Here is a 12,849-nt window from a genome sequence, read left to right as displayed (position 1 = left end):
ATGAAAAGAAATTTAATCCTACTATTTATTTTGCTAAGTCTAATCAATATCAAATTGTTTGGACAAAATACTAATGCTGAAAATCGAATCATAAAAGTAGATTATAACAAAACTTCAGGCGCATTAAACACAATGTTCAAAGAATGTATTGGCGCCGGAAGAGCAAACGAAGGTTTACGCGCCGATTGGCAACAACAATTGGCAATGACCAAAAAAGAATGCGATTTTAAATACATCAGAATGCACGGTTTATTATCTGATGATATGGCGGTTTATCGCGAAGATTCAAAAGGAAATCCAGAATATAATTACCAATATATTGATGCTTTGTATGATTTTCTAATCAGCATAAAAATGAAACCTTTTGTCGAATTAGGTTTTATGCCATCAGCTTTAGCAAGTGGAAATCAAACTATTTTTTGGTGGAAAGGAAATGTAACTCCGCCAAAAGATTATAAAAAATGGGAAGATTTAATTCGGAATTTAACCCAGCATTTTACAGAACGTTACGGAACTGAAGAAGTAAAAACATGGTATTTTGAAGTTTGGAACGAACCAAATCTATCTCCGGGTTTCTGGACAGGAACACAGCAAGAATATTTTAAATTATATGAATACGCAGCTCGCGGAATAAAAAGCGTAAATCCAGCGTATAAAGTTGGCGGACCAGCAACAGCCGGAGCAGCTTGGGTTCCGGAAACAATAGATTTTTGTGCTAAAAATAATGTTCCGTTAGATTTTATTTCTACACATACTTACGGAGTAAAACAAGGTTTTCTGGACGAATTTGGAACATCGGGAACCGTTCTTAATAAAGAAGAATCGAGTATTAGTGGCGATGTTATAAATTCACGCAAACAAATTTCAAATTCGGCTAAGCCAAATCTTGAATTGCATTATACCGAATGGAGCACATCTTATACTCCCGCAGATCCTGTTCACGATAGTTATCATTCCGCAGCTTATATTCTTCAAAAATTAAAACAAGTTGGCAACGCCGCAAACTCAATGTCGTATTGGGTTTTCACCGATATTTTTGAAGAAGCAGGTCCAAGATTTACACCTTTTCACGGAGGTTTCGGATTATTGAATACGCAAGGAATTAAAAAACCGGCTTATTTCTCGTATTCATTTTTGAATAAATTAGGTGAAACAGAACTTCAAAATAAAGATACTTCTTCTTGGGCAACTAAAAATTCAAAAGGAAATGTTCAGTTGTTATTTTGGGATTTTACGAACACACATCCGGGAGATTCTGTAAATAATCAAAGCTATTATATTCAGGATTTACCGTCTAAACCAAAAGGAACTGTAAAAATTGAAGTTGCAGGTTTACAAAAAGGAAAGTACTATTTAGAAATCTACAAAGTCGGTTATAAAATTAATGACGCTTACGCCGATTATTTAGCTTTGGGAAAACCAAGTCAGCTAACAAAAGAACAAGTAAAAAGTATCAAAGAAAAGAATAACGGTGATTTGATCGCAACAGAAAAAGTAACTATTAACGCAAACGGAACTTTTAGCAAAGACTATAAAATCAATGAAAATGATGTTGTCTTATTCAATTTTGTAAAACAATAAACCTCTAAAAAGAACTATCAAAAACTAAAAATAAATTTATTAAGCATGAAAAACAAAATTATATACCTCTCAGTAGCATTGGCTTTTGCAGCGTTTACTTCTTGTAAAAAAGACGCTCAAAGTACAGTTTCTGATGCTGAAAATTCAGTTCAGAAAGAATATCAAGGAAAAGAAATAGGTTCAGAATACGACGCAGAAATCGAAAAGTTGGTTTCTCAAATGACATTGGAAGAGAAAATTGGAATGTTGCACGGTAATAGTATGTTTACTTCCGGCGGTGTAAAACGTTTAGGAATCCCTGAATTAAAAATGGCAGATGGACCTTTAGGAGTTCGTGAAGAAATCTCGCGTGACAATTGGGCTCCGGCAGGATTAACCAATGATTTTGCAACCTATTATCCGGCAGGCGGAGGTTTGGCGGCAACCTGGAATGCTGAAATGGCCTATACTTTTGGAAACAGCGTTGGTCAGGAATTACGTGCGCGTGACAAAGATATGTTGCTTTCGCCGGCAATTAATATGGTGAGAACTCCACTTGGCGGACGTACTTATGAATACATGTCTGAAGATCCGTTTTTGAATAAAAAAATTGCAGTGCCATTAATTGTTGGTTTACAAGACAATGATGTTATGGCTTGCGTAAAACATTTTGCTGCCAACAATCAGGAAACAAATCGTGATTTTGTAGACGTTCAAATTGATGAACGTACACTTCGTGAAATTTATTTGCCGGCATTCGAAGCATCGATAAAAGAAGCGCATGCTTATGCAGTTATGGGCGCTTACAATAAGTTCAGAGGCGAATATTTATGTGAAAACGATTATATGCTAAATAAAATCCTTCGTGACGAATGGGGATTCAAAGGCGTTGTAGTTTCAGATTGGGCTGCTGTACATTCTACAGTAAAATCTCTGGAAAGTGGTTTGGATATCGAAATGGGAACTCCAAAACCATTCAACGAATTTTTTCTTGCCGATAAATTAATTGCTGCTGCCAAAAACAAAGAAATTTCAGAAGCAGAATTAGACAAACATGTAAAAAGAATTTTACGCACTTTATTTCAGGTAAAAGCAATGGGAAGCCAAAGCAAAGACCGTGTAAAAGGAAGTATTTCGACTGAAGCACATTATCAGGATGCCTATAAAATTGCAACAGAAGACATCGTTTTATTGAAAAATGAAAACAATGCATTGCCATTAAAATTAGACGGAGTAAAATCTATTGCTGTAATTGGAAACAACGCAACAAAGAAAAATGCTCTTGGCGGATTTGGTGCAGGAGTAAAAACCAAAAGAGAAATTACGCCACTTGAAGGTTTAAAAAACAGATTGCCATCGTCAATAAAAATCAATTACGCCGAAGGATATTTGGAGCGTTACGATGTTAAGAACAAAGGGAAATTAGGAGATATAACTTTAAATGGTCCCGTAACAATCGATCAATTAGATCCTGCAAAAGTATTAGAAGCTGTAGAAGCAGCTAAAAAATCAGATGTTGCGATCATTTTTGCGGGTTCAAATCGTGATTATGAAACAGAAGCTTCGGACAGAAGAAACTTAAAATTACCATTTGGACAAGAAGAATTAATTCAGAAAGTATTGGCAGTAAATCCAAGAACAATTGTAGTTATGATTGCCGGAGCGCCATTTGATATTGATGCAGTAAGTAAAAAAACTTCGGCATTAGTTTGGAGTTGGTTTAATGGTTCAGAAGGAGGAAACGCTTTAGCTGATGTAATTTTAGGAAAAGTAAATCCGTCAGGAAAATTACCTTGGACAATGCCAAAAAATATTATGGATTCTCCTGCACATGCAACAAACAGTTTCCCTGGAGGAAAAACAGTAAACTATGCCGAAGGAATTTTGATAGGATATCGTTGGTTTGACACTAAAAATATTGCACCATTATATCCTTTTGGATACGGATTATCATATACGACTTTTGCTTTTGACAATGCAAAATCTGATAAAGCTTCATACGCACAAAACGAAACAATTTCAGTTTCTGTAGACGTTAAAAACACAGGAAAAGTTGATGGAAAAGAAGTAGTTCAATTGTACACTTCAAAATCAGATTCAAAAATAACCCGTGCTGCACAAGAACTAAAAGGATTCCAAAAAACATTGGTAAAAGCAGGAAGTTCAAACACAGTAACAATAAAAATTCCGGTAAAAGAATTAGCGTATTACGATGTAACGGCTAAAAAATGGACAATTGAGCCAGGAAAATACACGCTGAAATTAGGAAATTCTTCAAGAGATATCAAAAAAGAAATCTCAGTAACAATCAAGTAAAAACTAAATCAAATGAAAAATTTTGTAAATAATTATCTGCTTAGTACCATTTTGTGCTTGTGTTTTTTTAGCCTTTTGGCCTGCAGTTCTGAAAAAGATACAGAAGATACAAAGTCAGCTGGAAAAACGCTGACTGTGGATACTAATAAAATTGATATTGTAAACAAAGGCGGCGATGCAGTTGTCAAAGTTGCTGCAAGTGTCAATGCCTGGACAATTACCAGTTCAAATACAAGTTGGTTACAATTAAGCCAATCAGCAGGAGTTACAGGAACCGTTATCGTAAAAATAACAGCTTCTGAGAATACAGCTGCCGAAGCTAGGACTGCTACTTTAACGCTAAGTTCACCTGAAGCTGCATCAATACAAATTTCAGTTTCGCAAGCAGGCGGAGCTCCCGTTGCAGGTTTGTATCCAAGTTATAACACAAACCCAATTGCTGCGGATAATTCAGGAATGTCAAGTTCTGCTGTAGAATTGGCGGCAAAAATAAAACTAGGATGGAATATTGGAAATACGATGGAAGCAACCGGAAGTGAAACCGCTTGGGGAAATCCAAAAGTTACAAAAGCATTGATTGATGCCGTTAAAGCAAGTGGATTTAATGCCATTAGAATTCCGTGTTCTTGGAATCAATATTTAGAAAATTCGGCTACAGCCAAAATTAAAACCGATTGGCTAAACAGAGTAAAAGAAGTAGTTCAATATTGTGTAGATAATAATATGTATGTTGTCGTAAATATCCACTGGGACGGTGGCTGGTTAGAAAACAATATTACCGAAGCTAAAAAAGTAGAAAACAACGCCAAACAAAAAGCATTCTGGGAACAAATTGCAACACATTTAAGAGGTTTTGACGAGCATTTACTTTTTGCAAGTGCAAACGAACCAGCGGTTGAAGATGCAACACAAATGGCAGTTTTAACTTCATATCACCAAACATTTATCGACGCTGTTCGTTCGACCGGAGGTAAAAATGCCTACAGAACATTAGTAGTTCAGGGACCAACAACTGATATCGAAAAAACAAATAAATTAATGACCACTTTGCCTACAGATACAGCAACAAACCGTATGATGGTCGAAGTACATTATTACGCTCCGTGGAATTTTGCAGGTTTAACCAAAGACGAATCATGGGGGAAAATGTTCTATTACTGGGGCGCAAATTATCACTCGACAACAGATCTTGATAGAAATCCAACTTATGGAGAAGAAGCGGATTTAGAGAAAAACTTTAAATTAATGAAAACCCAATTTGTCGATAAAGGAATTCCGGTTTTGTTAGGAGAGTTTGGAGCAATTCGTCGCACAAGCTTAACCGGAGATGCATTAACATTACATTTAAATTCAAGAGCTTATTATCTAAAAACGGTCGTAAAACAAGCCAAAGCAAATGGTTTATTGCCTTTTTATTGGGATGAAGGAAGCCTTGGTGACAATAGTTTTGGAATCATAAACAGAACCAATAATACTGTTTCCGATACACAAGCATTAAATGCAATGATCGAAGGATTACAGTAAAAAAATAACATTTACCATATAAGTGATATAAGAAAATATAAGTACAAAATACATGTAATGCTTATATTAACTTATATCACTTATATGGTTTAAACAACAAACACAATGAAAAAAATAATCTTTCTTTTTTTACTATTCGGTAGCATTGCAAATGCAAATGTCAAAATGCCTTTGTTGTTTTCTGACGGAATGGTTTTACAGCGCAACAAAGAAATTCCGGTTTGGGGTTGGGCTGATGCCAATGAAAAAGTAGCATTTCATTTTAACAAACAAATAAAAACAGTTCAAGCCGATAAAAACGGAAAATGGATGCTTAAACTTTCTGCCGAAAAAGCGGGTGGACCATTTGAACTGATTATTATCGGAAAAAATAAAATTGTCATAAAAGATGTTTTGGTTGGCGAAGTCTGGATTTGCAGCGGACAATCAAACATGGAATTTCAGATGTATAAAAACTTGAATTCCGAAAAAGAAATAGCAGATGCTGATTATCCAATGATTCGTCATTTTGGCGTTGCACAAGATTTAAGCGGATTACCTAAAGAAGATTTAAAAGCAGGAAAATGGTTAGTTGCCAACAAAGAAAACGTGCGTGATTTTACAGCAGTCGGTTTCTTTTTTGCCAAGAAATTATACGCTGAATTAAAAATTCCAATTGGAATAATCAATACATCTTGGGGCGGAACTTGTGTCGAAACTTGGACAAGCCGTGAAGCATTTCAAAAAAGTGATGATTTCAAAACAATGATTGCCGATGTTCCCACTTTGAATATGGATTCTATTTCGAAATTATACGCTTTAAGAATGCGTGAAAGAGTGGAGAAAATTCAGGGAACAGAAGTAAGTACCGCCAATGAAACTACTTTTAAAGAAACCGAGTTTAATGATAAAAGTTGGGGAGAATTAAATACGCCAAGTTTATGGGAAAATCAACCTTTAGGAGATTTAGACGGAGTAGTTTGGATGCGAAAAACCATAATACTTTCAGCAGAAGATATTAAAAACAAAGCAACTTTAAGTCTTGCCAAAATCGATGACGAAGATATTACTTATGTCAATGGAATCGAAGTTGGTAAAAACACCCAATGGGATGCAAAACGTGTTTACGAAATTCCGGCAAATGTATTAAAAGAAGGTACAAATATTATTGCTGTAAGAATTGTAGACAATAGCGGCGGTGGCGGAATCTACGGAGATTCAGCAGATTTAAAATTAACTTTAGGAAGCAAAATTATTCCGCTAGACGGAAAATGGAAATACAAAGTTATCGTTGTAAAAACATCATTATCGCCAAATAGTTATCCGTCATTATTATATAATGCAATGGTAAATCCGTTGATTCCGTATGCGATCGAAGGCGTTTTATGGTATCAGGGCGAAGCCAATGTTTGGAGAGCAAAACAGTATAAAAAAGCATTTCCGTTGATGATTACAGATTGGCGCACAAAATGGAAACAAGGTAATTTTCCGTTCTATTTTGTACAATTGTCGACTTTCAATGAATTCAATGGCAATAGTAAAACAGGAAGTCGTTGGGCAGAACTTCGCGAAGCACAACTTGAAACACTAAAATTACCAAACACCGGAATGGCAGTTACGACAGATATCGGAAATGCAAAAGACATTCATCCAACCAATAAAAAAGATGTTGGTTTACGTTTGGCGGCAATCGCGCTGAATAATGTTTATGGCAAAAAACAAGTTTACAGCGGACCAACTTTTAAATCTCAGGAAATAAAAGGAAACCAAATCATTCTGACTTTCGAGAATATTGGTTCAGGATTATCAAGCTCAGATAATACAGAAAACGTGAAAGGATTCGAAATTGCTGGTGCTGACAAAGTTTTTCATTCCGCGAAAGCGATAATAAAAGACAATAAAATAATCGTTTCAAGCAGCGAAGTAAAAAATCCAATTGCCATTCATTACGGTTGGGCAGACGATGATACCGAAATCAATCTTTACAACAAAGAAAAATTTCCTGCGTCGCCTTTTAGAACCGATAATTGGGAAATGATTACAGCAAACGAAACTTACAAAGTCAGCAAATAATTTAATTATGAAAAAGATAGTTTTCTTATTTGTATATGTTTTTTCGCTTACGCTTAATGCACAACAGCAAAAAGCAAAAGTTGGTACTGACTCGTATCAAAACCCAATATTTGCGGGGGATTATCCAGATCCATCGATTATTAGAGACGGCGAAGATTATTATATTGTACATTCTTCCTTTAATTATTATCCCGGATTATTAATCTGGACTTCAAAAGATTTGGTAAACTGGAAACCTGTAACACATGCACTTAAAAAAAGTGTTGGTTCAGTTTGGGCACCGGATTTAGTAAAATTTAACAATAGATTTTACATCTATTTTCCGGCAAACGAAACCAATTATGTAGTATCGGCAGACAATATCAACGGACCTTGGAGTGATCCCGTAGATTTAAAAATTGGTAATATCGATCCGGGACATTTTGCAGATGACAAAGGCAATCGATATTTGTACTTTAGCAATGGCGATTATGTGCCATTGTCTAAAGACGGACTTTCAGTTTCCGGCGCAAGCAAACATGTTTATGATGGCTGGAAAATTCCTTCAGAATGGTCTATAGAATGTTTTTGTATGGAAGGTCCAAAAGTCCTAAAACACGGAAATTACTATTATCTAACCGTTGCGGAAGGCGGAACCGCTGGTCCGGCAACAAGTCATATGGTTATTTCGGCAAGATCGAAATCGCCGTTAGGACCTTGGGAAAACTCACCGTACAATCCAATTTTAAGAACCAATGATCGTTCAGAAAAATGGTGGTCAAAAGGACACGCAACATTAATCGACGATGTTAACGGAAAATGGTGGATGGTTTTTCACGGTTACGAAAACGGCTATTATAACATGGGACGCCAAACGCTTTTGCAACCTGTAGAATGGACAAACGATGGTTGGTTTAAAAGCCCGGAAAATATAAAAACCGATGAACCAATAAAAAAACCGACAGGAAAAGAGACCAAAAGTAATTTTACACTTTCAGATACTTTTTCAGGATCAGAACTGCAACCGCAATGGCAGTTTTTTGACCATTATGACGATCAAAGATTTAAGCTAACTCCAAACGGTATTCAAATAAAAGCAAAAGGAAATTCCATTGGCAATAGTTCTCCCCTTTTATGTACGCCTTCGGATCATTCTTATACCGCCCAAGTTGAAGTCGAAATAGAGGGAAATGCCACAGCAGGACTTATTCTTTTTTATGACAATAAACTCTACACAGGAATTGCTGCCGACAAAGAAAATGTTTTGGCAATATTGCGATCATGGCAATTTCCCACTCTAAAAGGCATCAATAAAACCCACTTATTGCTGCGTCTCGAAAAGAAAGAACAACTCGTAAATATGTTTTACAGCCTCGACGGAAAAGACTGGATCAAGATCGAAAACTCAGCCGAAGTTTCATCGTTTAATCACAACGTATTAAGCGGTTTTATGAGCCTTCGATTAGGACTTTCTTCAGTGGGCGAAGGTCAGGTTACGTTCAAAAATTTCGTTTATAAAGCGACGAATTAAGTTCTAAAGAATTATATTTAGAATCAAAATAATAGTTGCGTTGATTATTAGGGCGTGACCATATTTACAAAAGGCGCAATTTAACAAACCGCTTATGCGCGCTTTTCGCAAATACGGTCGGGCTATACATACTACTTCGGTAGTTTATTCCTATCCCTCACGCGCGCAAATTGAGATTCGATATCCTAACAGTCCCGAGGCTTCGGGACTGTTAGGTATAATTGTCAAACAGAGTAAAATCCAGAAGACCTAACAGGTTGAAAAACCTGTTAGGACATTATAAACAAACTACATAATAATTCAGTCAAAGGCTTTTAAAAGTTCCGGAGGAACGAACTATATTGTAGCAACGGATTTTAATCCGTTGATAAAATGAATATTCCAAAGTTGTTCCGTTAGGAACAATTCATCGGTAACAACGGATGAAATCCGTTGATAAGATAATAACAGCCAATAATAATGTTCCATAGGAACATCTGAACCAACATTAAAACGCCACAAAAAATGAATCAAAACCTCAAAAAAGCATTTTTCATTTTACTATTCACCTCTTTCTGCTTAAACATGACCGCACAATCTAGTCATATTTTATGGTATAATAAACCGGCAGATTTTTTTGAAGAAAGTTTAGTTTTAGGAAACGGGAAAATGGGAGCGACCGTTTTTGGCGGTACCAACACAGATAAAATTTATCTGAATGACATTACGCTTTGGTCGGGAGAACCTGTAAACGCAAACATGAACCCCGAAGCGTACAAAAACATTCCTGCAATTCGCGAAGCGCTTAAAAACGAAGATTACAAACTTGCCGAGGAATTAAACAAAAAAATTGAAGGGAAAAACTCAGAATCATATTCACCACTCGGAACATTAGAAATCAATAATTCGGAGAAAGGAAAAGCAGTCAATTATTATCGTGAGTTGGATATTTCGAATGCGGTATCAAAAGTGAGTTATGAAATGAACGGGATTAAATTTACCCGTGAATATTTTGTTTCGGCGCCAGACCAAATCATGGTAATTAAGTTGACAAGCAGCGAAAAAGGAGGTTTGAATTTTAGTATTAATTTAAAAAGTTTACTAAAATCAAATATCGAAGTAGGAAATAATACTCTGGTAATGACAGGATTTGCGCCAATTCATGAAAATTCGGGATATTCAGTTTTACCAAAATACGAACAAGTAAAAGAAAGAGGAACAAGATTTACTACTTTAATTCAAGTTAAAAAAACAGACGGAAAAATTACAAGTTCCAGAGATGCTTTAACTTTAAAAGATGCAACGGAAGCTTATATTTATGTGTCTGTTGCGACAAGTTTTAACGGTTTTGACAAAAATCCGTCGACGGAAGGTTTAGACGATGTATCAATTGCATTGCAAAATCTGAATAAGGCATTTCTACAACCATTCGATAAATTAAAAGAAAGTCATACAAAAGATTATCAAAAATTCTACAATCGTGTTTCATTAGATTTAGGAAAAACAACAGCGCCGGATTTACCAACAGATGAACGTTTACTAAGATATTCAGACGGAAAAGAAGATAAAAACTTAGAGATTCTCTATTTCAATTACGGACGTTATTTGCTAATAAGCAGTTCGAGAACTTTGGGCGTTCCGGCAAACTTACAAGGAATTTGGAATCCATATCTAAATCCGCCTTGGAGCAGTAATTATACGATGAATATCAATTTGGAAGAAAATTATTGGCTTGCCGAAAACACCAATCTTTCAGAAATGCATTTGCCACTTTTGAGTTTTATCAAAAACCTTTCAGTAACTGGAAAAGTTACCGCAAAGACTTTTTATGGCGTAAATGAAGGTTGGGCTTCGGCACATAATTCTGATATTTGGGCAATGACGAATCCTGTTGGAAACTTCGGAAAAGAAGATCCAAGTTGGGCTTGTTGGCCATTATCCGGCGCTTGGTTAAGTACGCATATTTGGGAACATTATGTTTTTACGCAAGACAAAAAATATCTGAAAAACGAAGGATATCCAATTATGAAAGGCGCTTCGCAATTCTTTTTAGGATGGATGATCACGGATAAAAACGGAAATTTAATTACTTCGCCTTCCACTTCGCCGGAGAATAAATATATTGCGCCCGATGGTTTTATTGGAGCAACAATGTATGGTGGAACCGCAGATTTGGCGATGATCAGAGAATGTTTTGAAAAGACAATCAAAGCATCAGAAGTTTTAAATATTGATGCCGATTTCAGAGCAAAATTAGAAAAAGCACTTTCTAAATTTCATCCGTATCAAATTGGTAAAAAAGGAAACTTGCAAGAATGGTATTTCGATTGGAATGACGAAGATCCAAAACACCGCCATCAATCGCATTTATTCGGGTTGTTTCCCGGCGATCATATAACGCCATTAAAAACACCGGATTTGGCCGAAGCTGCAAAGCAAACTTTAGAAATAAAAGGTGATGAAACAACCGGTTGGTCAAAAGGCTGGAGAATTAATCTTTGGGCTAGACTTTGGGACGGAAATCGTGCTTATAAAATGTACAGAGAATTGCTTCGATATGTGGATCCTGACGGAAAGAAAACTGAAAAACCAAGAAGAGGAGGAGGAACTTATCCGAATTTATTCGACGCACATCCGCCATTTCAAATTGATGGAAACTTTGGCGGAGCCGCAGCTGTTGCCGAAATGTTAGTACAATCTGACGAAAACGAAATCCGACTTTTACCTGCTTTACCAGACGCTTGGGAAACCGGATCGATAAAAGGAATCTGCGCTCGAGGCGGATTTGAAATCGCAATGAATTGGGAAAATAAAAAGCTGCAGAAAACGATAGTTTCTTCTAAAATTGGAGGAAAAACAACTTTGATTTTCGGAGATAAAAAACAAACTATCACTTTAAAAAAAGGCGAAAGTTTAGAAATAAACTGGTAAAAGAATTCGAAACTTAATCTTTATTAAACCCGACAGGTTTTTAAAACCTGTCGGGTTTAATATGTTATGAAAACAACTGTCACCCTGAGCGAAGTCGAAGGCGCTTCTATTGGAACGTGGGCTTCGACTTCGCTCAGCCTGACAAATAAAATCCGTTTTTATCCGCGTTTTTACGAAGTAAATCTGTTTTATCCGCGTCAAAATTAGACGCTGATTTTACTGATTCGCTAAAGCGAAAACGCTGATAAAAACGGATTTTTCTAATTACTTTCTGAAGTTTCTTCTTTTTTAGTTTCTTCTTTTGGTTTATCTGCACGACTTTCTTTAAATTCTTCGTACCATTTTTCGATCGAAGGATAAACGAAAGCAGCTACTTTTTTTACAGGATTATAAAAAATAGATTTATCTAAAGTTTCTTTTTTTGCGAAAGTTTCATTGAAGTTTATTTTTTCGAACAACGCAATAAAAATACTCAGGATTAAGATCGTTTTTAGGATTCTGAAAAAACCTCCACCAAGTTTATTTGCCCAGCCCAGAAAAGCAAAATCGGCAATTCCGGTAAGGATTTTGGCTAGAAAGTAAACACCAATTACCACCAAAATAAAAGTCAGAATAAAAGCGGTAACCTGAATCGTGTTTGGATTCCAGGAAACGTGCTTCATGATCATTTCTTTCATTAAAGACGAAAATTTAATCGCAATATAAATTCCCAACAATAACGAAATGAAGGAAGCAACTTCCACAAAAAGCCCGTTTTTAATTCCTTTGTATAAACTAAAAGCTAAAAGTGCTCCAAAAAGCATGTCTAAAAAACTCATATTTTCTTTGGTTTTATTGAGGCGCAAATATATATCTTTTTTTAGGTTCAGAGGTTTAGAGTTGCAAAGGTTCAGAGGTTTTTTTAGCCCACGGATTATACTGATTTAGCGGATTAACGCAGATTTTATTTTTTGTTCTGTAATCATTGACTATAAATA

7 protein-coding genes are annotated in these 12,849 nt (G+C 35.9%); 6 read left to right on the top strand and 1 reads right to left on the bottom strand.

Annotation, left to right across the window (positions count from 1 at the left end; all coding sequences use genetic code 11):
- The 6 genes from CLU81_RS11300 to CLU81_RS11275 all read left to right on the top strand — a co-directional run bounded on the left by CLU81_RS11300 (position 1) and on the right by CLU81_RS11275 (position 11,872).
- Positions 1-1,581 carry a glycoside hydrolase gene (locus CLU81_RS11300; RefSeq protein ID WP_099709893.1) on the top strand — a complete coding sequence of 527 codons (1,581 nt, stop codon included), beginning with the start codon at positions 1-3 and terminating at the stop codon, positions 1,579-1,581.
- Between the two features lie 45 nt (positions 1,582-1,626).
- Positions 1,627-3,876: a glycoside hydrolase family 3 C-terminal domain-containing protein gene (locus CLU81_RS11295; protein WP_099709892.1), complete on the top strand. Its 2,250-nt coding sequence runs from the start codon at positions 1,627-1,629 to the stop codon at positions 3,874-3,876.
- 12 nt (positions 3,877-3,888) lie between these two features.
- On the top strand, positions 3,889-5,400 hold the full coding sequence (locus CLU81_RS11290) for a cellulase family glycosylhydrolase (protein WP_099709891.1): 1,512 nt from the start codon (positions 3,889-3,891) through the stop codon (positions 5,398-5,400).
- Positions 5,401-5,505: 105 nt separating this feature from the next.
- On the top strand, positions 5,506-7,452 hold the full coding sequence (locus tag CLU81_RS11285; protein ID WP_099709890.1) for a sialate O-acetylesterase: 1,947 nt from the start codon (positions 5,506-5,508) through the stop codon (positions 7,450-7,452).
- Positions 7,453-7,459: 7 nt separating this feature from the next.
- Complete coding sequence (locus tag CLU81_RS11280; RefSeq protein ID WP_099709889.1) at positions 7,460-8,962, top strand: family 43 glycosylhydrolase; 1,503 nt, start codon at positions 7,460-7,462, stop codon at positions 8,960-8,962.
- A 564-nt stretch (positions 8,963-9,526) separates the two neighbouring features.
- Positions 9,527-11,872 (top strand): glycoside hydrolase N-terminal domain-containing protein, encoded by a 2,346-nt coding sequence (locus CLU81_RS11275; protein ID WP_233209691.1) that lies wholly within the window; start codon positions 9,527-9,529, stop codon positions 11,870-11,872.
- A gap of 260 nt (positions 11,873-12,132) precedes the next feature.
- Here CLU81_RS11275 and CLU81_RS11270 read toward each other — a convergent pair whose 3' ends face one another.
- The gene (locus CLU81_RS11270; protein ID WP_099709887.1) at positions 12,133-12,690 is read right to left on the bottom strand and encodes a CvpA family protein; all 558 of its coding nucleotides are present in this window, start codon (positions 12,688-12,690) and stop codon (positions 12,133-12,135) included.
- Between the last annotated feature and the right edge of the window lie 159 nt (positions 12,691-12,849).

Source organism: Flavobacterium sp. 9, assembly GCF_002754195.1.
GTDB lineage: Bacteria > Bacteroidota > Bacteroidia > Flavobacteriales > Flavobacteriaceae > Flavobacterium.
Note: the sequence above shows the minus strand (reverse complement) of the source record. Positions and strands in the feature narration are given on the sequence as shown.

Coding starts and splice junctions, on each gene's coding strand:
- CLU81_RS11270 (WP_099709887.1), bottom strand. CDS start 12,690: ATGAGTTTTTTAGACATGCTTTTTGGAGCACTTTTAGCTTTTAGTTTA.
- CLU81_RS11280 (WP_099709889.1), top strand. CDS start 7,460: ATGAAAAAGATAGTTTTCTTATTTGTATATGTTTTTTCGCTTACGCTT.
- CLU81_RS11295 (WP_099709892.1), top strand. CDS start 1,627: ATGAAAAACAAAATTATATACCTCTCAGTAGCATTGGCTTTTGCAGCG.
- CLU81_RS11285 (WP_099709890.1), top strand. CDS start 5,506: ATGAAAAAAATAATCTTTCTTTTTTTACTATTCGGTAGCATTGCAAAT.
- CLU81_RS11275 (WP_233209691.1), top strand. CDS start 9,527: ATGACCGCACAATCTAGTCATATTTTATGGTATAATAAACCGGCAGAT.
- CLU81_RS11300 (WP_099709893.1), top strand. CDS start 1: ATGAAAAGAAATTTAATCCTACTATTTATTTTGCTAAGTCTAATCAAT.
- CLU81_RS11290 (WP_099709891.1), top strand. CDS start 3,889: ATGAAAAATTTTGTAAATAATTATCTGCTTAGTACCATTTTGTGCTTG.